Raw genomic sequence first — 24,420 nt, forward strand, 5'->3', positions numbered from 1 at the left:
CAAGCTCCTCTCGTTGTATTATTTTCCGCTCAATGCGTTATGAATGGTATCGAGCCAAACCGGCGCGCTCAGGCTAAATGACTCCAGGAATTTCAGATCGAATCCGCGGAAGAAACCACTGAGCACAAATAACAGAACAATCACTGTCATCATGATCTTAGTCACTTTATTCCAGCCGCTTTCCTCAACACCTTTACCAATTAAAATACCCAACACCAGACCAGGTACGGCGTTACCCATAATTAGCTGAGCCAACCCGCCAAAAATAGTGGCCCAGAAACCAGAGCGACGCCCGGCATCAATAGCCGCCAGCCAGAAAATAACCGGCATCACGGTGTTAACCAGAATATTTGCTGCTGGTACCAATACTTTAATGGCAGTAACCTGTAATGCTGCTGGTACCGCAGAAGCAGTGGTGTTTAGGAAACTGACAACAATAACCCCGATAATCCCGCAGGCAATTGCCATCTTTTTCGGGTTATGCATGGTTTCCGCTACATTACGATTTTTAATCATCAATGCGGCGGCACCCCAGTTAGGAATGATGCGGTGGTCGACATCCTGAGTAAAGGCACCTGCTGCCACCGAAGAGGCCCAGGCGTTGAAGAAGAAGCCTAATCCAAAGGAGAAGTGCGACGCCGGATCTCCCTCGCATGAGTTCAGTTCGCCCAAGGTACGAAATGCCCCCATCCCCTGTATTGTCGGTGCATGAAACATACGGGCGGCCCCAACACCTACCCCCACACCGACCAGTCCGCCGATAATAATCGACTTAAAAAGAATGATTAGAAACATCAGTATATCCTTTTCATTTAGATATGAAGACGACCTTATCCGTATTAATAATTGTCACGTTCACGGTAATATCTAATTCAACGCTATATGTCTTTCTTTCACGCGGCAGGAAAAAGAATAAAAACTTCTCATTTTTAACTGATAATTCTGCGTTTAATACTTTTACGTCTTGTGGCTCAATCCGTAACAGAATATTTTGTGTCGATTTCAACACCGTATTCTGGACATTACCGAGTGCGTTAGCGAAAGCTTTTTCCTTAGTATCGCCTTTACCTTTCACTTGCACCTGAGTGGTATATTGCTCTTTCATTACGGTTGACCGTATTTCTTGATATAAGCTTCGACTAATCTCTGGCCTAATTCTTCTTTATCCATAAATCCGAAGCCCAGCACTTTGCAGCCTTCATTTATTGCCGTCACGCCTTCTTCCACAGAACGCATGCCGTATTTTGCTTTGTAACCATATTTATTTTGCGCCGTAATAGCACCCGCACCGCCACTGCCGCAGAATGAAATGCCAAAGTCAGCTTTTTCACTGTTCATCACATCACCCAATTTCATGTCTGCGGCAACACCGGGAATAACCACTACGCGGCCACCAGCCAATTCAACACCCTGGCCCACTTTTTGGCCTTTACCTAAACGGTCGCCAATCACAACGGTAATTTGACTCATAGTCACTTCTCCAGATCACTGTTTTATGGGTTATTGTCTTTCGCTACTTCAAAATGCACCGACAACAAATAGGCTTCTTCAATGGGCAAATTGGCAAATTTATCGACCACTTGCTGGGCCATTTGCATCGAATGTGCTGAAATCTCATCAAATAATGATTTATCCACTTCAGGTAATGGCTCACCAGTTATGGAACGCAATACCATGGCACGAATATGTGATGTCAACATTTGTTGCTGAACTTTATTGGTAAAAATATTTTCACTATTTAACATCGCGGTAATTTCAGCTAATACCCGCTCAGTAATAATCATTACCTCTTCTTTTCCAGGTTCCTCGGCGGCATTTAATGCGGCTACATCATTCACGCTGGCAATCCCCTATTTTTGCTATATCCGTCATACTTCAGGTTGTAGGGCCGTTGGCTGCGTTTTCTCGCCCTAGTGACTTACTTCAGGGACTCACTCCTTTGCCGCCTACCCACAACTCGAATTATTTAAGGTCTGTAACAACTTTCTGACGATAAAGATAAGTTCAGTTATCTTCTCTCTGCGCTGTAACATCACCCTACCTACAAGCGGAATAGCTGTGTAGCGGCTTTTTTTCCAGTTCAAAGTGGAAATGTAATGTACCGGTGGGATCACTTTCGCAAAAAACGCCTGTTAGATAGTTAACTTAATCATTAACAACAAAATAACTTTTATATAAATACGTCAGTGCGGTTTGTAGTGGAAAAAAGTTCGTGATCCTGATCTCTTTCTTTTCTAGTCAGAAGCGCCTAATATCAGATAAATATTTAGCTATTTTCTAACACCCCCTCTCCTATGGCGCGGGGGTGTTGTTTTTATACCCTAAATAATTCGAGTTGCATGAAGGCGGCAAGGGAGATAATCCCGATGAGCTTACTGTGTTGTAAGTGATTCGGGTTATTGAGCGCAGCTAACACACATGCAGCTTGAAGTATGACGGGTATATGTTTTGTTGAAATTGAATTGGAGAGTAGTATGACCAAGCCAACCATCACGATTAACGAGCTGGATGCTGAACGTTTGGATGCGTTACTGGCGCAACCGGCTTTTGCCGGTACAGTGGTCGCTCAAGCGCTCAATGAAGAACTGGATCGTGCAGAAATTCTGCCACCAAACGCCATTCCGGCAGATGTGGTGACCATGAATAGCCGTGTGCGTTTTCGCGATCTGAATAACCAGGAAGAGCATATCCGCACGCTGGTGTATCCGGCATCGCTAAAAGACAGTAACGAACAACTTTCAGTGATGGCTCCGCTGGGCGCGGCATTGCTGGGGCTGCACGTCAATGATGAAATTAGTTGGAAGCTACCAGGTGGGGATGAAGCCCGCATTACTGTGTTAGAACTGCTGTACCAGCCAGAAGCAGCCGGTGAATATCACCGCTAACACTATGACCAAAGCCATTGGCGTTACCGCCAGGCGGCAAATGGACAAGCCCCGAATCACTGACTCAAGTTAGTGATTCGGGTGAAAGGGATTATTAACGATACTTTTTATGGTAGGTATCGCGGGTCGGTTTAAAGTCTTGCGCTGCTTTTTTAGCTTCATCGAGCTTGCCTTGATTCGCTAATGCCAGCGCACCATCAATCTGCCCGATAAATAAGTCCAAACCATGACGGAAATCCTTCACCTCCGCGCTACCCTCGCCTTTACTCTTCAACTTGGTAGGTATGCCCTTTTGTGCATCCTGCGCCGCTGCACGCATCGCCTGCAAGCCTTGCTTCATCACATCAGTAGAGTCAGCCTTCAACACTTTGCCGTAATTATCAGCAATGGTTTCCATGTTATCAGCCACGCTGGCAGCCATCGCTAAAGTGCTGGCGCTGAGTAACACCGCCACCATTAACACCATCATTTTCTTACCCATGCTCACATTCCTTCTATACCCTTCTAACGTGGCGTTGCAGCAGGGTTTCGCAGCAAGACCAAATTGGGGATGGGATTATTGTTATTGAGATACTGATCATTAGTACATTGCTCACACTTAACATAGGCAATAGATACTGAAACTGACAATGATTTCTTGTAATCAATTAATAAATGAGATGAGGGCTGAATAAAAATCAAAAAAAAAGCCAGCAACCAATGCCAGCTTTAGATGTGAAGCTACACGATGTTATTCGCCCGCAATCTTCATCGCAGGTAATAAAACAGAGCCACACTGAATGTTACTGCGGGTTTCGATATCACTGCCTACGCTGACGATATTACGCAGCATATCTTTCAGATTACCGGCAATCGTTATCTCACTGACTGGATACTGAATCTCACCGTTTTCAACCCAAAAACCTGCCGCGCCGCGGGAATAGTCACCGGTTACGGTACTGACACCCTGGCCCATCAGTTCAGTTACCACCAAACCTTTGTCCAATTGCTTCAGCATCCCGGCGAAATCCTGCCCCTGACCGGCAATGCGCCAGTTATGGATGCCACCAGCATGACCGGTACTTTGCAGCCCCAGTTTACGGGCTGAATAGCTGGTCAACAGATAGGTTTGCAGTATCCCATCTTTAACGATTTCCCGTTGTAAAGTACGCACACCTTCACTATCGAACGGGGTCGAAGCTAGACCACGCAGTAAATGTGGGTGCTCTTCAATAGTTAACCACTCAGGTAAAATCTGTTTACCCAAATGATCGAGCAAGAAGGTCGATTTACGGTAGATATTGCCGCCGCTGATCGCCGAAACCAAGTGACCAAACAAACCGGTCGCCACTTCAGCGGCAAACAGCACCGGTGATTGCATGGTCGGCAGTTTACGTGGCGATAAGCGGGATAAAGTACGACGAGCGCACTCCTCACCAACCCATTCCGGGCTGGCTAAATCTTCCATCCGCCGGCCAATGGTATAAGCGTAATCTCGCTCCATATCACCATTATGTTCAGCGATAACGCTGCTGGAAAGCGAATGGCGACTTGAGCAATAGCTCTGTAACATGCCGTGGCTGTTACCAAACACCTTGATGCCATAATGGCTGTTAAAACTGCCACCTTCGGTATTGGTAATCCGCTTATCGGCCTGCAATGCAGCCTGCTCCGCCCGGGCGGCCAGCAAGATACCTTGTTCTGCATCCAAATCGCTCGGATGGAACAGATCCAAATCAGGCGCCTCAAAAGCCAGCAGCGATTTATCTGCCGCGCCAGCGTAAGGATCAGGTGAAGTGTAACGAGCAATATCCAGCGCAGCCTGCACCGTGCGGGCGACTGCATCTGGATTTAAATCGGTGGTAGACGCGCTACCTTTACGCTGCTGGTGATAAACAGTAATTCCCAGCGCACCATCGCTGTTGAACTCCACATTTTCCACTTCACCAAAGCGAGTGCTGACACTAATTCCGGTGGTTTTACTTACAGCGACTTCGGCCGCATCAGAACCCGCACGGGCCAATTCCAAAGCCTGTGCAACCGCTTGTTCCAGCGTTTTACGCTGTTCTGCAACTTGAGTGACTACTTTCATCAGTCTGCCATAATTAATGAGATAATCGTTCAGGAAAGAGTCGTAACACGACGACTTACACGGATACAATATAGAACGCCATGGTTCTGAGTCTATCAGAGATCTTTGTACTATTTCGCAGAAAGCCAACAACCTGCTACGATTAGCCTCTTTTTAAGGAATTTGACCATGAACAAACAGCCCGAAGATTGGCTAGATGAAGTCCCAGAAGATAAAGACGAAGATGACGATGAAATTATCTGGGTCAGTAAAAGTGAAATTAAACGTGATGCCGAAGCACTGAAAGAACTCGGCACCGAGCTGGTTGAGCTGGGTAAAAATGCGCTGGAGAAAATCCAACTGGATGAAGATCTGCTGGCAGCCGTTGAACTGGCACAGAAAATCAAGAAAGAAGGCCGCCGCCGCCAGATCCAGTTAATTGGTAAAATGCTACGTGCCCGTGATGTAGAACCTATCCAAACCGCATTGGATAAGCTGAAAAATCGCCATAACCAACAAATCTCGCTGTTCCACAAGCTGGAAATGCTGCGTGACCGTTTGGTTGAAGAAGGTGATGTCGCGATCCCTACGGTGTTGGATCTATATCCAGATGCGGATCGCCAACAACTGCGTAGCCTGATACGTAATGCCCAGAAAGAGAAAGCCACTAACAAGCCGCCGAAATCATTCCGTCAGATCTTCCAATATCTGCGTGAACTGTCTGAAAAGCAGCAATAATCGGGCGGGGCCGGGTCTGACTCGGCTCCCGACTCAAGAAGGCTAATTCACACTATATTGAAACGCAGGCTGCCTGCTAACTCCTCTTCCGCTTCCTCAAGCAGCAGCACAATCGCACCAAAGCGGCGTTTGTGGCGGTGATTGAAATGAATAAATTCAATCTCTACCGGTAAGGCTATCTCACCGGTGACCACATCCCACAGAGCATCCAGATTGGCGCCAAAATCTTCGCTCAGCGCAAATTTTTGGCAAAATGCGCGGTAAAATGCAGGAAGATCGGATATATGGTCAAAATCAAATACCACTTTTACCATCTTCTCACTCCATCCGAATGAAACGCTTGTAGTGATCCTGAGTTAGATAAATCAGGCCATCATTGGAGTACAGCAAACGATCGCTACCGCGATGCCCACAACGATAATTAACATCGGCTTCACGCCAGTTACGGCCTTTCGCCTCAGGCAGTTGGCGTTCACGGTTAGAAAAACGATCGCCGCCAATCGCTCTGCCTGGCAATACTTTACACAGATTGCCGTCTTTGGGATCCCAGCCCTGCGCACGCGCCTGCTGCTTGGTAAGATAAAAATCCGGCAGGCGATGATGCACTTGTAGGTATTTAGCCACCTGCTGGTGCTGGGTCAATTGTTCAATCGATGCAGGTGCCGATAAAGGTGGGCGTTCCAGATCCGCCGATTGGCCGATATCACGCGCCGTGACACCGCCAATCCCCTGCAATGCCGCCACAGCCAGCAACAGTATCGCGCCCAGAATGGCCATAAGTCGTTTATTCATGGTTCTCCTTAACCCTCAGGCTGCCAATAACTGTTGTGCTGCTCATTGCGATAACCCATGCCCACGTTTTATTCACCAATCCAATTTATAAATTACCCAAATGCAGGGTTTTGACTTCCATAAACTCATCTAACCCCAGCACTGACCCTTCACGGCCAAGGCCAGACTCTTTAACACCACCGAAAGGTGCCAGCTCAGTAGAAACTGAACTTTCATTGACACCAATCATACCGCTTTCCAATGCATCTGAAACCCGGAATACACGTTGCAGATTCTGAGTATAGAAGTAAGCTGCCAGCCCGAACGGCGTGTCATTAGCCCGTTTGATAACTTCCTCTTCGGTTTTGAAGCGGAAGCAGGCAGCCAGTGGGCCAAATGTCTCTTCAGAGGCGACTTTCATCTGCTCATTAGCATCGGCAATAACTGTAGGCTGGAAGAAATTCCCCCCCAGTTGATGACGACTGCCCCCCACCAGCAGGCGACCGCCCTTCTCAAGCGCATCTTTGACGTGATCCTCGACTTTCTCCAGCCCGGCGAGATTAATCAATGGCCCCATATTGACGTCTTTATCCATACCATTACCAACATGCAGTTTTTTAACCTCAGTGGCTAAACGGCTGACAAACTCGTCATACACGCCATCCTGAATATAGAAGCGATTGACGCACACGCACACCTGCCCAGCATTGCGGAATTTACATGCCATCGCACCAGCAACTGCGGCATCCAAATCAGCATCATCAAACACGATATACGGCGCGTTACCGCCCAGTTCCATGGAAATTTTCTTCATGGTGGCTGCGGCATTACGCATTAAGGTTTTGCCAACTTCGGTTGAGCCGGTAAAGGAGATTTTACGCACTTCCGGGCTGGCCATGATGGCATCACTGATGGCATGCGTGTCACCCGCAACACCATTGAGTACGCCAGCAGGCACACCGGCTTGCTCTGCCAATGCCAGTAAAGCAAACGCGGATAACGGCGTGTTATTGGCCGGTTTAATCAATCCGGTACAACCGGCAGCCAATGCTGGCCCCAGTTTGCGGGTTAACATTGCCAGCGGGAAATTCCACGGCGTGATGGCCGCCACCACACCAACCGGTTCGCGAGTAGCCAGAATGCGTGCCCCCTCTTTGGCTGGCGGAATAATCTCACCATTGGCACGTTTGGCCTGCTCACTAAACCATTGAATAAAGCTGGCGGCATAGGCGACCTCGCCTAAGGCTTCGTTCAATGGTTTACCTTGCTCAGAAACCATTATCTCAGCCAATGATTGCTGATGTTCCATAATCAACAAATACCAACGCTGAAGAATTTCCGCCCGTTGCTTGGCGGGTGTTTTTCGCCAGGCGGGGAAAGCCGCACTGGCGGCCTTAATCGCGGCTTCAGTTTCTTGGGTACCCGATTTAGCCACTTTCGCCACCAACTGGCCGGTAGCAGGGTTATGTACGTCGAAAGTGTCCTGCGCCTGATGCCATTTACCACCAACAAAATAGCCGATATGGTACACACCGTCGCTGTGTCGTTGGTTTTGTAATGGATTTTGCAATGGATCGCGTAATAGATTTTGTGCTGACATCTTGTCGACCTCCTGAGGGAAAGGATGCCCCCATCAATGGAGGGCGAGGAAGGTTGCTTCACTATGAAGTATATACCCAAAGAACTTGGAGTTGCAGGCAGGCTGCCAGTGAACGCATCCCGATGAGCTGACTCAGGTCAGTGATTCGGGTAAGTGAGCGCCGCTAACAACCCTGTGGTTTCACTCTAAAGGGGATACTCAAAGTCATTGGAATCACAGGTAGGCTGCCAGTGAACGCATCCCGATGAGCTGACTCAGGTCAGTGATTCGGGTAAGTAAGCGCCGCTAACAACCCTGTGATTTCACTCCAAAGGAGATACTCAAAGTCATTGGAATCGCAGGTAGGCAGCCAGTGAGCGCATCCCGATGAGCTGACTCAGGTCAGTGATTCGGGTAAGTGAGCGCCGCTAACAACCCTGTGATTTCAAGGACGAAGAGTATCGCTAGATAAGCGCACTCTGATAACGATGCAACATATCCGCCAACCGCTTTACCGGGCGGATAACAGAATCAGGCGATTGATAATCGACTAATTTCTGCTGATATTGATCCAACTCTTGTAGTAAGCGAGCAAAGTAATAGCGCCGCTTCTGGTCATTTTTGGCATTGATAACCCGATCGGCGGTATAGCGGATCTGTTTGTGAAAAGCACTCAATTCAGCATTAACTGGGATCTCGGTGTTATTGAGCCGCTGATGGGCGATGATCAGCGTTAATGCCAGTCGATACTTATCAATATCACTGGGGAACATCATCAATAATTGATTCAGTTGTTGATACAACGCCGGTAGATGATTTTCGCTGCGGCGGGCTTTATTGGTGGTCAATGCCGATACAGCGCTGTAAACAAAGCGGTTTAGCAAGGTTCTGCCGGTTCGGTCCTTGGCATTATCGCGGATCAACAACAGCACAATCAGAGAAACGAAACAGCCGACAATCTGCCCCAGCGCACTGTCGAGGAACATACTGACATTAAACTCCATCGGGTTGCTCAACACCATAATATTGATGGTACTGGCCAATGTTCCCAGCGAGCCAAGACGGCGCTTTTGCACTTCGATACCAATAATAAATGCCAGTAATCCCAGACTGATACACAGCAACAGCATACTTTGCTGGGTCGCAGGGATAATAAACATGAAATAGAGCGCCCCAATAGGTAGCGCCATAATCACCCCTAGCAGGAAGTCGATCGCCACCATCCGTGGATTGGGGGTGCGCATTGCCAGTGAGGTCACCACCGCAATCATGACCATACAGCCCGCCCCGGATGTCCAGCCAGTCCACAGCCAGAATAGGCCGCCGATCGCCGTAGCAATACCGGTACGCAAGCCATTGATCATCGCATGATGACCTTCGGCTGAAACATGTTTGATTGGCTCATCGCCGTCCAGAATACCCTCTTCCACCCGGCTGATACTGCTGTTGGTATGAATCCCTTTTGATAGCAATAAATAGCGTGTCGCCGCCCCCACCCAACTGCTGATGGTCGCAGGGATCGCCGCACTGTGACTACCGCCAATATATTGACGCAATTTCTTCATCTGCTGATGAATTTCAGCCGGCGTCTCTGCCGGTTCACTCAGCATCGCTTTCAGCTCGGCACTGAGTAAGTCAGGATGATTGATCAATACCAGATAGGTTTCGCAGGCTTGAGTGATCAGGGCTAATGACGCCGTGTGCAATACCCGTAAGCGGCGGTTACAGCGCTGCCAGCGGGAAGACTCCATCATCAGATAACTACGCATCCCATTCAGTGCCGTGGTATTTTTAACCAGATCATTCCAGGCGCGATCGATATCGTTTTTTTCTGCCGGACGAATACATAACTGCAATAATTTATATTGATCTACCAACACCTTATCGACCAGACGATCAATATCCTGCTTGATCGATCGTGGTGAAAACAGCAGATCCGCCATCACCGCGCAGACGATCCCCAGCACAATCTCGCTACAGCGCTCGACTGCAAACTGCGGTGTCAGTAATGGCGTTTCACCGGTGGTGACAATGATAATCAGCGCGGTGTAACCCGCCAGCCCGAATGCGTAAGAGTTCTCAACCCGAACCAGTGAGGAGATCCAAGTACAAACGCCAGCCCACAAACAGCAAAGCATCAGGGTTAATACTGGTGCTCTGATAGTCAGAACGATGATAACCAAACCACCGATACAGCCGATGAATGTCCCGATAATACGTAACCAGCCTCGGTGACGAATCGCACCAGAGAATGGCTCACCGCCCGCAGCAAATGCCGGGCCAGCAGCAACAATGGCCGCCGTCAGCACCGACCAGCGTGGTGTTTCCAATTGCAGATGAAAGCCCAGAAACAGCGCGGCCACAATGGCAAAACTGAGTTTGAACGCAAAGCGCAGGCGAATAAAGGTCGGGCTGTTCATCTTAGCCGAACTCACGCAGGCGATGCATCAACTTAACAATCGGCGAAGCCTGATTAGGATTGCGATCAGTCGCCCCGGTTATCACCACGGTAGCCGTCGTCCCTGCGGGATAGGGATGCTGTTGATCTTCACTGTCCAAACGGATCTTCACCGGTACTCGTTGCGCCAACCGCACCCATTCCAGATTATTGTCAATCGTCGCCAACCCTTTGCTATCGACACTGCTACTGCTGTTGGTGACACCGGCGGAGACACTGTCGACAGTACCGTGCAAAATACGGTTGCTGCCCAGTGGGGTGATTTCCGCCCGATACCCGGCTTTAACCCCTTCCAGCTTGGTCTCTTCCAAATAGGCCAAAATATAGAAAGTATCTTTTTTCACCAGTGCAACGGCGGTGGCGCCACGGTTAATAAACTCCCCGGCATGAACATTCAGATTAGTCACCCAACCTTGTGCGGGCGCACGCACGGTGGTGCGTTCCAGATCAAGTTTGGCTAAATCCCGTACTGCGATAGCTTTTGCCAACTGATGCCTGACGGTTTGTAATCCGTTGTTGGACTGGTCAATTTCTTCTTGTGACATCGCCTGAATCCCTAAACGTTGCCGCCGACCGGACTCACGCTGTTTCTCCGCCGCCAGTGTTTGGTAATAGGCCACATCGGCCTCGGCTTCAGCCAACGCCTGCTGGTAGCGCGGTTGGTCAATAACAAACAAAATCTGCCCTTTCTGCACCAGTTGATTGTCTTTTACCGGCACATCGGTGATCAAGCCACTGACATCCGGTGCGATAGCCACCACATCGGCAGTGAATTTGGCATCACGGGTCCAGGGTGATTCGGTATAAAAAGCCCAAACGTTGAAAATAGCGATAACCGCCAGTAAAACCACCAATAAGGTGATGCCGATACGGATTATTTTTAATGAAAAAGTACTCACGGCGACCTCAGGAAAAAAGACGGGATATTAAATAGAAAAGACAACAATACAGCGCGGTATTAAAGAGTGCCGGATGCCAGACAAACTCATAAATACCAGTAGGTTGTAGCACACGGCGCAAAATAAAGAACAGCGCCAGCGAAAGGAGCAACTCAAAAAATATTGGCGGAAAAGAGAGGCCAAATATCACCATCACCGGAAGCAACGTCATTCTGTAGATCCTTTCTATTATAGGGTGCCGGTGAACCAGCCATAAGACTAACTTGTAGGTTAAACTTAACTAAGCAACATGACTGTAACCTTAGCGAGGCGAGATAACACTTCGACAGCGTGGCTTGCAAACCTAAAACGATTCTCCCGACAGCAGTATATTAGCCTGCTTATTATCACCTTATCTACGATGTGTGATCTAAATCACTTTTAAGCTACAGTTAACAATCAAGCGTTAGCAATCAACTCAGGGTGGACCATGGAAAGACTAAAACGGATGTCAGTATTTGCCAAGGTGGTTGAATGTGGGTCTTTTACTGGCGCCGCACGGCAGTTAGAAATGAGCGTGTCGTCGATTAGCCAAACAGTGTCAAAACTGGAAACCGAGCTGAATGTTAAGCTGCTTAACCGCAGTACTCGCCGCATTGGTTTAACTGAGGCAGGCCGAATTTACTATCAGGGTTGTCGGCGCATGTTGCAGGAAGTACAGGAAGTCCATGAACAACTCTATGCCTTTAACAACACCCCAACCGGAACCTTACGCATCGGCTGCTCATCAACGATGGCACAAAATGTACTGGCAACGATGACAGCAGAGATGTTGAAAGAGTATCCCGGCCTATCCGTTAATCTGGTTACCGGCATTCCGGCACCGGATTTAATTGCCGATGGTTTAGATGTGGTGGTCCGCGTTGGTGCATTACAGGATTCGGGGCTATTTTCACGCCGCCTTGGTTCCATGCCGATGGTGGTCTGCGCCGCCAAAAGTTATTTAGCACAACATGGCACACCAGAAAAACCCAGTGATATGACCAATTTCTCCTGGCTGGAATATAGCGTGCGACCAGACAGTAACTTTGAGCTAATCGCACCAGAAGGTATTACCACGCAAATATCGCCCCAGGGCCGCTTTGTCACCAATGACTCACAAACCATGATCTGTTGGCTTAAAGCGGGTGCCGGTATCGCTTACGCACCGTTAATGTGGGTAATAGAGGAAATTAAACGCGGCGAGGTGGAAATACTGTTTAAAAAATACCATTCAGATCCGCGCCCAGTATATGCACTCTATACCGAGAAAGATAAAATGCCACTTAAAGTTCAGGTCTGTATCGACTATTTGACCGAGTACTTTAAACGAGTGGCTGAGGTATATCAGGGATATCGCTAATACCTCTTTAGAGGTATTAGCGATATAATGCTCTATAGCAATATAAGAATTAATCTCATCTGATTGAGAAATATCCCATTGATAATAATCCGACCTATTATTGGATTGTAAATGCATGTTATTCCTACAAGTTGACAAAAATCACCACTACCTTTCCAATATGTGAAATAGACTAACAATTATATATCAATATATATTGCAGTCTACATATGGCGCATTTAACTACAACAAAGTGGTGCATATGTTTCTCTCAAAAAATTTGCTGGTATTTATTACTACGGTTCAGGAAGGCTCGCTGACCAACGCGGCCATTAAATTATTTTCCACACCGCCGCCAATGAGCAGGAGTATAAAAATACTCGAGGATGAACTTGGTTTTAAACTATTCACGCGTACAACCACTGGGCTAAAACTAACGGATATGGGAGAAGCACTTTATAATGACATTTACCCTGCGTACATCTGTTTAACTGAACTTAGCACGGCCTGCAAAAAAAACAAAAGTGGCACGATCAATATTGGTACGCATCAACTTAAATCAGAACATGCAGGTTTTCTGTGTGACTACTTCTTAGATTCCGGCAACTGTAACATTACGTTAAAGGAGAACACTCCAGACGTAAATCAGCTAGATATAATATTAAGCACCAAAGAAATAAAAGACTGTGGTTTTGATGTGGGATTAGCCACCAATTGTAAAGCAATTTTGCTATACGGATCACATATAAACGGATTACCGAATAAATCAGCGCATTTAAAACAGCTTACATTACTACAAAGCACTGTTTTTTCCTCTTCATGCTGTTTTAAGAATTTTTTAAACCATATGAAAAAACAAGGTTTCAGAGGAAATGTATTAAACGTTGATGACCCCAGAACTCGACATAATTTAATCAAAAAAGGGGCAGGTATATCACTGACAGTAGAAGGATTTAATACAAAACAAGTGAACTATCGTGCTTCCAATATAAGCTGCGATAAAAATATAAATTTCAACATTGACTATTATATTTTTTTTAAAAGTAGAGCTATCTGTAAAGAGTCTTTTATCAAGTATGTGCGAGCAAACTCATCGTTATCATGGCGAGAGGTGAAAGTTAGAAATTAATAAAAATTACTGTTCCCATAGAGAGCTCAGTCTATCGCTATGTTGAGCTCTCTCATCCCCTAAAGAGATAGAGGTAGGTTATGCAAGATAAAACAAATAATACCACGTCAATTAAAGTGAATAAAAATCACGCGGAGCAACGCGCACAGCAATTACGTAGTGATCCTGTGCTAAATGGAATCAAAAAAATGCATATCTTCGAAGAGGCAGCCCCTCGGCGGAACTCAGGTACAGCACTGGCCGACAATGCTATTCCAGAAAGAACAGATAAATATGTCGATCCGGCATCGATTCAATCCATATTCTCCCCAGTCCGCTATTTGTGTGAGCTATACAACGTTGCGCAAGAGCTACACAGCGAAGAGAACTCACTGCATATTGATAAACGTCGCCCGGATCTGAATAGTCTGGAATTGAGCGAAACCATGATGCAGCAAGAAGTTTCCACACTGGATATTTTGCTGGAAACATTGCGGGAAAGGATCACTTTATCAGACTTGTCGGTTCCGACAATTAACTCTGCCGATGATTCATTCACCCTGCCTTATGATGATAATCTCACTATCATCAATGCGGTACTGGAGAGTCAATCAACCAACTTGCGCAATATTGCAGCTCTGTTGGCAGACAATGCTGATATACAAGCATTAGAACTGACCCCAGCGTTGGTACAGGAACAATTAGGGCTAAATCCAGTCAGTTATGAGTTGCTTAAAACCAAGCCGACACAAGAGGCCAACCGTCAACGTTTGGCCCATGCGACTAAACTCAGTGTCGATCAGCTCAATACGTTAGTATCCAGTATTCAAGATGGCGGTGTAAACGAAGAACAGATTCTGCCAGTACTATCTGAGTATGTGCGGCTTAATCGCCAATATGGTCTGTCGGCTGATAAGTTTACCATGATGGCTGGCAAACAAGAGGTGACTGCTGATGATCAGAAAGAGCCTCGCATGGCGACTATCGCATCTCTGTTTGGCCTGAGCGCCGCACAAGCGGAAATGTTGCTCACCTTATGCGGAAAACCTGAAGCATGCCAGAACATGGCTGAAAAGAATGCATCTCAGGTTCTGGTTACCGTCAATCTACTGGAAAATATTGTGCAATGGATGAGTGAGCAAAAACTGGATCTTGCCGCACTCAACGCCATGTTAACCACCCAATACAGCAAAACCGCCACACCGGAGCTGTTTAATTTCCTCTCCAATATCTACCATTCGGTGGATGAATCAGCTGATGCTACCTTATTAAAACAGAATCTGTATCGCAGTCTGGCTGCCGGTTTCCATTTGAAAACAGAAGTGGTCGCCGGTTTAGTCAGTTGGCTGGAAAGCAATGATAGTGAATTTACTGCCCAAAAATTCAATCAGGCTGTTATTGAGATCTTTAGCAACCGCCCAACAGTGGAAAAACTGGAACATCATCCACTGTTGGTGACTCAATGCCAAAAACTGAGCCAGTACGTGCTGATCGCTCAATGGGCTGGATTGACTCAGCAAGATCTTGCATTACTGTTGCAACCAAAATTGTTCAATGGCGATGAACAACCATTACACATTAGCCTATCATCATTGCGTTTACTGGCTGAATTTAAAGCCTGGCAACAGCAGGTAACAGTGCCAGTCTCTGAGGCATTACGTTATTTCTCATTATTCAGCTCTCACACTGATGTGGATCAGTTACAGATAGAACAAAAGGGATTAGAAAAGCAATTAGCAGAAGAAAATAGCAAACTAAAACCCATCGATGATCAACGGAAAAAAATATCAGGAGAGCTTGAATTATCAAATGAACTATTACATAACTTGAATTTAGAAATAAAAAAAATAGCATTATCCATCGCTGAAAAAAAAGATTTAATTAAAAAAATAACCATCTTAAGTAGTCAAGAAGCTAATGATCTCTTCGGCACCGGTATTTTTGGTGATAATGAAGTGAACAAGAGAAAAAAAGAAAAATATCTAGAAGAGTGTAATACACTAATATCAGAAATGGAAGTTAAAAACAAGGAGAAACAGAGTAAAATCTTAAGAATACAACTGTTAAATGACTCCTTGCATTTAATTAATTCTGATAAAACCCAGGAAGATAAAAAGATAGAATCACTTAGAGAAAAAATAAAAAACAACAATAAAATAATTACTGAAATTAATATTTCAGAAGAAAGGATGCTAGTCAAAATTCATGGCTGGGATAAGCAACAAGCTAACGAAATGATTGCCAGTATCTTCCCTGAACAATATCCAGTAAATTTTATGGCTGTAAACCAACTCTGTAAACACATGAACATGATCGACCAACTAAAAATCACCGACAAAGATGTACTGAATTTAAAATCTTTAGCATTAGGTACTAATGATGACAAATCAGTGATTGAAATAATGGCTGAAAGCTTTCTTCCCAGCCTGTAATACCTAATTTAAATCTAAAAACTTATAGGATATAACATTATGTCTAATGCTATCGTATTGAAAAAAATCAGTGAATCACGCCGTGACGCATTGGTGAACTATGCCCTGGCCAAAAAAACATTTGGCAAAGAAATTAAAACTGCTGACGAATTGTATCAACACCTGCTGCTGGATACCAAAATTGGCAGCGAGGTAAAAACCTCAAAAGTTGCCGAAGCTATCAGCAGCCTGCAACTCTATATTGAACGCTGTATTGACGGGGCCGAACCTGACGCGGCCGCCGATAAAGTTGCCAGGCATTTCAGCACGGATAACTTCCTGCATAACTGGAGTGTTTATAATAAACGTTACTCTCGTTGGGCGGGTAAAGAAAAGCTGAAATACTATGCTGCCGATTATATTGATCCGACCTTACGTTATAATAAAACAGAACTGTTTACCGAGTTCGAACAAAGTATTAACCAGGCTAAATTGACTGAGAATTCAGTGACGAAAGCGATGCAAAAATATCTGATTAGCTATGAAAAACTAGCACGATTGGATACCATCAGCCACCTGGTCACACCTAAAAAAGATACCCACTTCTTTATTGGACGCACTAAAGAAAAACCCTATCAGTATTTTTGGCGCAGTTGTGCAGAAGATAGCACTGTAAATAAAAATCAATTCATTTGGTCAGAATGGAAGGCAGTTAATAGTAATATCGATGGTTCACAGAAAGATCATATTACCGTTTTTTGGCAAAGAAATAGATTGCATCTCTCATGGGCATCGAGTGAGGTTAGAAAATCAGCAGATAACAAAGAAATAACCATCAATTATATTAACTTTTGTTATAAAAATGATGATGACAATTGGGTAAATAATGGTAAATATGAAGTAGAAAATGACATTAACAAGTTTAATATTGATCAATTAAATAAAATAGATGGTGAGTATACTGAAGGGATTGGTTATCGTTATAAAGTAAACACAATAGAGAACCCAACAGGATTAACCGCAGAAGGGGCGTTGACATTAGTTTATAATGAAACCACGACACTAGTGCATCAACTGAGGACGTTTAGATCAACATCAATAAGTGCTGAATATATCACCATCACCCATATAAACATTCATTTTAAAGATGGTTCAGTAGAAAGAATTGAAAATAAAATAATAGAGGGGACTACACTGAATGGAAAAGAAAAACCTACACATATTTCCTTCAGTTGGGAAATACCTGCGAGGAAAAGTAACTCTGATGGCTCAAATATTATTATTACTGACCAACCAACGAAATTGGGGGTAAGCGATCCTCTGGATTTAATCAGTAACTTACAAGTCAGCATCGACAAGTTTTTTGATTACAACCTACAAGATGAGTCCGTTACTCTGAAAGCCTTTTACCAGTCTTATGGCATTTATCTGTGGGAACTGTTCTTCCATATTCCATTATTAGCATCTGCCCGTTTCCTTACCGAACAACGCTTTGATGAAGCCGAACGCTGGTTAAAATTCCTGTTTAATAGTGCCGGCTATCGCAATGAAAAAGGTGTTTTACAAACGGATGGCGATAAACCCCGCTATTGGAATATATTGCCACTGCAAAAAGATACTGACTGGGACAGCAATACCACACTGGCAACAACCGACCCTGACGTTATTGCCATGAAAGATCCGATGCAATATAAGTTAGCGGTCTTTATGCGCACACTGGATGTATTAATTGCCCGTGGTAATCAGTCCTATCGTCAGTTGGAGCGCGACACTCTGGTTGATGCCAAGATGTATTACGTGCAGGCCAGCCAATTATTAGGGCCACGCCCTGAAATTACTGTCGCACATGACTGGAACGATCTGAGTTTAAAAGATAACGCGAAGTCCATCTCCGGCAACACATCAGACGGCAACTTCCTGCCACCGTACAACGAAGTGCTGCTTTCCTATTGGGATAGGCTCGACATTCTGCTGTATAACCTGCGCCATAATCTTAGCCTGGAAGGGCAACCGCTGTATCTGCCGCTGTTTGCAACCCCGATTGATCCAAAAGAGTTACAACGCCAGCACACTGCCGGTGACGGGATCAGTACATCTCTGACCCCAACTGCTGTTGCCACCAGCCTGTACCGTTTCCCCCTGCTGTTGGAACGAGCCAAAGGTGCCGTCAACTCAGTGATGCAGTTTGGTAACTCATTACAAAATGCGTTAGAGAAACAAGATAACGAAGCCTTGACGCTACTGTTACAACAACAACAGCAACGGGTATTGCAGCAAACCCGCGATATTCAAAATGCCAATATCGAACTTATGCAAAGTAGCCGTAAAGCCACCCGAGTGATGAAAAGCAGCGCCGAAGAACGCCGGGATTACTATAAGAAATTAATTAAAGAGGGTATTTCCAGCGATGAGCAGAACGTTTTAACAGCCCGTACTGCTGCATATGTTCTGAATATGAGCTCGATAGCACCAATCAGTGTCGGAGCAGCACTCGATCTGGCACCTAATATCTTCGGGCTCGCTGACGGGGGTTCTCGTTGGGGAGCGGTTGCACAAGCCACTGGCTATTCCATGCAGATCACCGCCAATGGCATCGAACAGGGGGCAAACATCAGCGATATCAGGGCCAACCATGCGCGCCGTGCGCAAGAGTGGCAGTTACAGCAAACCCTGGCCGAGAAAGATGTTGAGCAGTTGCAAGAGCAGCTCGTCGGGCTGGATCTTCAGATCTCAATGGCGCAGAAACAGAGCAATCTGGCTGAAATGGAGCAATCCCACGCGCAGGCCGTTTACCAAATGCAGAGCACCCGCTTTAGCGGTAAAGAGCTGTACAACTGGATGGTTGGCCGCCTGTCTGGTCTGTATTACCAACTGTTCGATGCCGCGCAGCCACTGTGCCTGATGGCAAAAAGTGCACTGGAACGTGATATCGACACCAGCAAAACACAGCATCTGTTCGCGCGCTCAGGTTGGAATGATCTATATCAAGGGCTGCTGGCCGGTGAAGATCTGATGCTGAATCTGCAAAAACTGGAAAATATCTGGCTGATGGAAGATGAACGCGCATTAGAAGTGGATCGTACCATTTCGCTGGCGCAAGTTTATCATCGCTCTACCACCAATAACTTTGATTTATCCAGCGCAATTTCTGATGCTATCAATGCCAAACAGGATACCAGTGGTGATCCTATTAGCATCACAGAGGGCATCTTAAGCGCCAAAATCAACATCCGTGATCTGGCATTGGAGCAAGACTACCCGGCAACCATGAAACTGGGCAAAAAACGTCGTATCAAACAGGTTAGCGTGACACTGCCTGCGGTGTTAGGGCCATATCAGGATGTACAAGCCGTTCTGAGCTACACCGGGGATAAGACAACCTGCGCCAAAGGCTGTGAGGCTATCGCCATTTCGCGCGGCATGAATGACAGTGGCCAGTTCCAACTGGACTTCAACGATGGTAAGTACCTGCCCTTTGAAGGGATTGATATTACCGATAATGGCAGTTTCGAGCTGCGCTTCCCTAATGCGAATGCGAACGGAACGCAACAGGAGCTGTTACAACGCCTGAGCGATATCATTTTGCACATTCGCTACACCATCCGTTCCTAAAACCGCAGTTACTTACTTAACCCAACAGGCCTTCGTCAGGAGGCCTGACAGGAGTCCATTATGGAAAACAACAAACAACAGATTGGTGTAGCGCCATTATCGCTCCCTAAAGGGGGCGGTGCTATGACAGGAATGGGGGAATCACTGGGTGCTATCGGCTCAAGTGGATTAGCCAGCTTAACCGTGCCTTTGCCTATTTCTGCTGGCCGTGGCTATGCACCGGCACTGGCATTAAGTTACAGCAGTGGCAGCGGTAATGGCCCGTTCGGCCTCGGCTGGAATGTGGGAATAATGGCGATTCGCCGTCGCACCGAGCGTGGCGTCCCTCACTATGATAGTCGTGATGAGTTTATTGGTCCCAATGGTGAAGTCCTGATTGCCGTTTCTAAATCAGACAGCGAATTTAAATATCAAGATAGTGCATCAAATAACTTTAGCGTTACCCAATATCAGCCGCGCGTAGAGGGCGGTTTTGCTCGTATCGAATTCTGGCAGCCTAAAGACACCACATCCAACCAAACCGCTTTCTGGCGGGTTTACAGCACTGATGGCCAGCAGCATTATCTGGGTATAACCCCACAGGCACATATTGCCGCTGCTGAGCATCCAGCACATATCGCAGAATGGTTATTGGAAGAGTCTATCTCCGCCACCGGCGAGCATATTTGCTATGACTATCAAGGTGAAGATGACGCCCACGTTGATGCAGCAGAAAGTGCTGCTCATCCACAAGCCAGCGCTCAGCGTTATTTGCAGCAAGTACGCTACGGCAATCTGACGTCAAGCGAGACGCTATTTAGCGGCCAAAAAACGCGCCCCCAAGACGACAAGTGGCTATTTACGTTGGTATTTGATTATGGCGAACGCCCAAATACCTTATCTGAGGTTCCACCACGTGATTCAGATGCTGTCTGGTCAGAGCGGCAGGATCCTTTCTCGCGTTACGAATACGGTTTTGAAGTCCGCACTCGCCGCCTGTGCCAACAGGTCTTGATGTACCATAACCTACAACTGTTGTCTGGCGATGAAAACCAAAGCGATGCGGCACTGGTGGCTCGCCTGCGCCTGAACTATCTGGCCAGTCCGTATGCCAGCCAGCTCATCAGTTGCCAGCAAGTGGCCCATGAAACAGACGGCACCACTCTGACCTTACCGCCACTGGAATTTGATTATCAGGAGCTGCAAACTGGCGCAGAGAACCACTGGCAGGCGATGCCTGAATGGGACAAATTTAGCCCCTATTATCAGTTAGTTGACCTGAACGGTGAAGGGTTGCCGGGCATGTTGTATCAAGACAGTGGCAGTTGGCGCTATCACCCGCCAGTGCGCACCGCGGATAGTGAAGATGGCGTCAGCTTCGGCGCGGCACAAATTTTGCCCACTATCCCTACCTTGCGTGATAGTGCCAGCCTGATGGATATCAATGGCGATGGCCGTCTGGACTGGGTTATCAGCCAACCGGGACTGGCGGGTTATTACAGCCGTAACCCTGATCAAAGCTGGACCCAGTTCACCCCGCTGTCTGCATTGCCCGCCGAGTATTTCCACCCACAAGCCCAATTGGCGGATTTGATTGGCAATGGCTTATCTGATCTGGCGTTGATCGGGCCGAACAGTGTGCGCCTGTATGCTAATCAGCGCGATGGTTTTGCTGCCGCGCGGCAAGTCTATCAAGACCCTGCCATCGTTCTGCCGATCCCCGGTGCCAGTAATGCTGAGTTAGTGGCTTTCAGTGATCCACTGGGGAGCGGGCAGCAACACCTGATGCGGGTGCGCCACAATAACGTCACCTGTTGGCCGAACTTAGGTCATGGCACCTTTGGCAAACCGGTCACATTGAGCGGTTTTAATCAGCCGGTGGACAGTTTCAACCCGCAACATATCTGGCTGGCAGATATCGACGGCTCTGGCAGCGTTGATTTGATCTATGCCAACAGCGATCACCTGCTGATTTACCGCAATCAGAGCGGGAATAGTTTTGCCGCCCCACTGAAACTGCCCTTGCCGCACGGTGTTCGTTACGATAACACCTGCCAACTGACATTAGCCGATGTACAAGGTCTGGGGGTCACCAGCCTGCTGCTGAGTGTGCCACATATGGTAAATCGCCATTGGCGCTACGACTTCACGACCCGCAAGCCTTATCTGTTATCCACCGTCAATAACAATATGGGGGCTGAGAGCCGCTTGTCCTACCGCAGTTCAGCGCAGTTCTGGCTGGATGAAAAAGCGGCGGCGGCCAGTAAAAAACAGAAAATTGCCTGTGGCCTACCTTTCCCGATGCATTTGTTGGCGCGCACCACGCAATTTGATGAAATCACGCAAAATAGCCTGAGCCAGCAAGCTTATTACTACCACGGCTTTTATGATGGTGCCGAGCGCGAGTTCCGTGGTTTTGGCCGTGTGGATACGCTGGATACCCATGTTGATGCCCAGGGTTCCGCTCAGGAACGCACGCCACCGTCGCTCACTCGCAGTTGGTTCCATACCGGCCGTGCTGATGATGAAACCCGCTATCAAGCAGAATATTGGCAGGGAGATGACCAGGCATATCGGCCAGCCACGACCCGCCTCACTGAATTCAATCGTCAATCTGAAACTGATGATTTACTGGCAGACATCACACCAGAACAGGGCTATTGGCTGTATCGGGCGTTGAAAGGCAATCTGTTGCACAGCGAACTCTATGGCCTGAACGACGTGCCTTACACCACCAGTAGCGCCCGCTATCAGGTGCGGCAGGTACGGGCGGCGGATAGCCGCGCGGTCTCACCCATCGTAATGCCAATGTCACTGGAGCAACTCAGTTACCACTATGAGCGCATTGCGCAAGACCCACAATGCAGCCAGCAAATTGTGCTGCGTTGTGATGAATATGGTCATCCGCTGCACTCGGCTGCTATCAATTATCCGCGCCGCCCTCAGGACAAAGTGACGCCTTACTCCTGGTTGGCAGACCAGCACTGGGCCAGCAGTTATGACGAACAACAACGGCTGTTGCGCATCAGCGAAAGCCAGCAATCCTACCGGCATGTGATTGAGGACAACGGATTACTGCTCGGCCTGCCGTGGCAGCAACGCGGCGATGCACTGACTTATGCTGCTGATGCAGTCCCGGCTAATGGCCTGAATTATGAAGTTGTGTTAGATAAAGAAAACAGACTTGGCACACCACTTGAACAGGTTTTTGCTGGCCAAAATGAAGTGTTTTATCACCAAAAATACCCGCTGCAAGGGCTGGTTATTTATAGCGAAACCGCTGAGTTTGATGACAGTTCACTCACTGCGCTAAATAAGATGCTACCGACCTATAGAGAACAGAGTCAGCAACTGCGAGCCGCAGGTTACACCCTTGCCCCACGTTTGTTTGATCATAATGAAGAGATCTCTGTGTGGGTGGCCCGCCGTGGCTTCACTGAGTATGCCGGTGCCAGCAACTTCTATCATCCATGGTCACAGCAGAGCTCTCAATTAGTGGGTAAAACTCATCTACATTGGGATCGACACAATTGTGCTGTTACCGCCATCACGCTGGCTGATGGCAGTACCACTACAGCCGAATATGACTATCGCTTTATCACCCCGTACCAGTTGACTGATATCAACGATAACCTGCATCAGGTGGCATTGGATGCCTTTGGCCGGGTCACTTCCTCACGCTTTTGGGGTACGGAATTACATCAGGGCCGCGTGGTTGACAGCGGATTCACTGAGGCACCCTTTACTGCACCAAATAGCATCGAAGAGGCGATTGCCAAAGAGAATGAGATAGTCGCTGTGGCTCAATTCTCTTTTTATCAGCCATTTAGCTGGATGATAAAACCGGACAATGAGTTTGTTGATGGATGGCTCAACAATTCTTCACTGGATTTTAACACCTTAATCCAAAACCAATTCCTCACGGAAGACGGTTATCTCTGCGCTCTGGGTTCACGCCGTTGGCTGCGACAAGGTAAGTATCCATTAGATGAATATATGAGTATGGAAATTCACGATAGCCAAGAACGCCACCCGCCTCATGCCATAACCGTAGCCACTGACAGCTACGATCGCGAGGCGATAAAACAACAGCACCAGCAAGTGATTGTGTGCAGTGATGGTTTTGGTCGTGTGCTGCAATCGGCACAACGTGTTGAGTCTGGCGAAGCTTATATCCGCGATACAGATGGCCGGCTGCAAACCGACAACAACGGGATAACTGTCAGTAATACAACCTCGCGTTGGGCGGTTTCTGGCCGGGTCGAGTATGACAATAAAGGGCTGGCCATCCGTGCCTATCAACCTTACTTCCTTGATAACTGGCGTTACATCAGTGATGACAGCGCCCGCAAAGATACCTATGCCGATACCCATGTTTACGACCCACTGGGGCGTGAAATCAAGGTAATTACCGCCAAAGGTTATCTGCGCCGGGCGCAATACTTCCCGTGGTTTGTGATCAGTGAGGATGAAAACGATACCGCAGCAGAAGTCAGCGCAGCTAAAAACTAACACTATCAGCCATTAACCCTGATCGGCATACATTGGCGGTCAGGGCCACTGATGGCTA

General features: G+C 47.2%; 19 protein-coding genes. 7 read left to right on the forward strand and 12 right to left on the reverse strand.

Features of this window, described 5'->3' with window-relative positions; translation table 11 throughout:
* Positions 1 to 18: 18 nt before the first annotated feature.
* Genes V1956_RS23590 through V1956_RS23605 form a run of 4 tightly spaced genes read right to left on the reverse strand, consistent with a single transcriptional unit; the run spans position 19 to position 1,838 of the window.
* Positions 19 to 795: a DUF4311 domain-containing protein gene (locus V1956_RS23590; protein WP_004392358.1), complete on the reverse strand. Its 777-nt coding sequence runs from the start codon at positions 793 to 795 to the stop codon at positions 19 to 21.
* A gap of 13 nt (positions 796 to 808) precedes the next feature.
* The gene (locus V1956_RS23595; protein WP_083162226.1) at positions 809 to 1,105 is read right to left on the reverse strand and encodes a DUF4312 family protein; all 297 of its coding nucleotides are present in this window, start codon (positions 1,103 to 1,105) and stop codon (positions 809 to 811) included.
* Positions 1,105 to 1,470, reverse strand: coding sequence for a glycine-rich SFCGS family protein (locus V1956_RS23600; protein ID WP_004878063.1), 366 nt, complete (start codon positions 1,468 to 1,470; stop codon positions 1,105 to 1,107). Before V1956_RS23600 ends, V1956_RS23595 begins: the two co-directional genes overlap by 1 nt.
* A 23-nt stretch (positions 1,471 to 1,493) precedes the next feature.
* Positions 1,494 to 1,838, reverse strand: coding sequence for a PRD domain-containing protein (locus V1956_RS23605; protein ID WP_083162222.1), 345 nt, complete (start codon positions 1,836 to 1,838; stop codon positions 1,494 to 1,496).
* A gap of 636 nt (positions 1,839 to 2,474) precedes the next feature.
* On the opposite strand from V1956_RS23605, the gene rnk reads away from it, so the two are divergent.
* Positions 2,475 to 2,885 carry a nucleoside diphosphate kinase regulator gene (gene rnk, locus V1956_RS23610; protein WP_372560416.1) on the forward strand — a complete coding sequence of 137 codons (411 nt, stop codon included), beginning with the start codon at positions 2,475 to 2,477 and terminating at the stop codon, positions 2,883 to 2,885.
* Between the two features lie 94 nt (positions 2,886 to 2,979).
* Here rnk and cybC read toward each other — a convergent pair whose 3' ends face one another.
* Together cybC and pmbA are read right to left on the reverse strand one after the other, a co-directional pair.
* Positions 2,980 to 3,366: a cytochrome b562 gene (gene cybC, locus V1956_RS23615; protein ID WP_442825758.1), complete on the reverse strand. Its 387-nt coding sequence runs from the start codon at positions 3,364 to 3,366 to the stop codon at positions 2,980 to 2,982.
* Positions 3,367 to 3,615: 249 nt separating this feature from the next.
* Positions 3,616 to 4,956 carry a metalloprotease PmbA gene (pmbA, locus tag V1956_RS23620; protein WP_372560415.1) on the reverse strand — a complete coding sequence of 447 codons (1,341 nt, stop codon included), beginning with the start codon at positions 4,954 to 4,956 and terminating at the stop codon, positions 3,616 to 3,618.
* A 168-nt stretch (positions 4,957 to 5,124) separates the two neighbouring features.
* Here pmbA and yjgA point away from each other — a divergent pair, with 168 nt between their 5' ends.
* Entirely contained in the window at positions 5,125 to 5,673 is a 549-nt protein-coding gene (gene yjgA / locus V1956_RS23625) for a ribosome biogenesis factor YjgA (RefSeq protein ID WP_083162216.1), read from the forward strand.
* A 47-nt stretch (positions 5,674 to 5,720) separates the two neighbouring features.
* On the opposite strand, the gene V1956_RS23630 is transcribed toward yjgA, so the two are convergent.
* The 6 genes from V1956_RS23630 to aaeX form a co-directional block, all read right to left on the reverse strand.
* Positions 5,721 to 5,987, reverse strand: a complete 267-nt coding sequence (locus V1956_RS23630; RefSeq protein ID WP_083162214.1) for a barstar family protein — start codon at positions 5,985 to 5,987, stop codon at positions 5,721 to 5,723.
* A gap of 4 nt (positions 5,988 to 5,991) precedes the next feature.
* The gene (locus tag V1956_RS23635; RefSeq protein ID WP_372560414.1) at positions 5,992 to 6,465 is read right to left on the reverse strand and encodes a ribonuclease; all 474 of its coding nucleotides are present in this window, start codon (positions 6,463 to 6,465) and stop codon (positions 5,992 to 5,994) included.
* An 85-nt stretch (positions 6,466 to 6,550) separates the two neighbouring features.
* Positions 6,551 to 8,044, reverse strand: coding sequence for an NAD-dependent succinate-semialdehyde dehydrogenase (locus V1956_RS23640; RefSeq protein ID WP_442825759.1), 1,494 nt, complete (start codon positions 8,042 to 8,044; stop codon positions 6,551 to 6,553).
* Positions 8,045 to 8,487: 443 nt separating this feature from the next.
* Positions 8,488 to 10,443: a p-hydroxybenzoic acid efflux pump subunit AaeB gene (gene aaeB, locus V1956_RS23645; protein ID WP_372560412.1), complete on the reverse strand. Its 1,956-nt coding sequence runs from the start codon at positions 10,441 to 10,443 to the stop codon at positions 8,488 to 8,490.
* Between the two features lies 1 nt (position 10,444).
* On the reverse strand, positions 10,445 to 11,380 hold the full coding sequence (gene aaeA, locus V1956_RS23650) for a p-hydroxybenzoic acid efflux pump subunit AaeA (protein WP_372560411.1): 936 nt from the start codon (positions 11,378 to 11,380) through the stop codon (positions 10,445 to 10,447).
* Between the two features lie 7 nt (positions 11,381 to 11,387).
* Complete coding sequence (gene aaeX / locus V1956_RS23655) at positions 11,388 to 11,591, reverse strand: p-hydroxybenzoic acid efflux pump operon protein AaeX (RefSeq protein WP_372560410.1); 204 nt, start codon at positions 11,589 to 11,591, stop codon at positions 11,388 to 11,390.
* Positions 11,592 to 11,849: 258 nt separating this feature from the next.
* Between aaeX and aaeR the strand changes: the two genes are divergently transcribed.
* From aaeR to V1956_RS23680, 5 genes are all read left to right on the forward strand, one after another.
* Complete coding sequence (gene aaeR, locus V1956_RS23660; protein ID WP_372560409.1) at positions 11,850 to 12,761, forward strand: HTH-type transcriptional activator AaeR; 912 nt, start codon at positions 11,850 to 11,852, stop codon at positions 12,759 to 12,761.
* A gap of 241 nt (positions 12,762 to 13,002) precedes the next feature.
* Entirely contained in the window at positions 13,003 to 13,869 is an 867-nt protein-coding gene (locus tag V1956_RS23665) for a LysR family transcriptional regulator (protein ID WP_442825760.1), read from the forward strand.
* Positions 13,870 to 13,949: 80 nt separating this feature from the next.
* Positions 13,950 to 16,280, forward strand: a complete 2,331-nt coding sequence (locus V1956_RS23670) for a Tc toxin subunit A (protein ID WP_442825761.1) — start codon at positions 13,950 to 13,952, stop codon at positions 16,278 to 16,280.
* Between the two features lie 39 nt (positions 16,281 to 16,319).
* Complete coding sequence (locus V1956_RS23675; protein ID WP_442825762.1) at positions 16,320 to 19,871, forward strand: neuraminidase-like domain-containing protein; 3,552 nt, start codon at positions 16,320 to 16,322, stop codon at positions 19,869 to 19,871.
* Between the two features lie 60 nt (positions 19,872 to 19,931).
* The gene (locus tag V1956_RS23680) at positions 19,932 to 24,362 is read left to right on the forward strand and encodes a SpvB/TcaC N-terminal domain-containing protein (RefSeq protein WP_442825763.1); all 4,431 of its coding nucleotides are present in this window, start codon (positions 19,932 to 19,934) and stop codon (positions 24,360 to 24,362) included.
* Positions 24,363 to 24,420: the final 58 nt, after the last annotated feature.

This window comes from Yersinia sp. 2540 StPb PI (assembly GCF_052217165.1).
Lineage (GTDB): Bacteria > Pseudomonadota > Gammaproteobacteria > Enterobacterales > Enterobacteriaceae > Yersinia > Yersinia enterocolitica_E.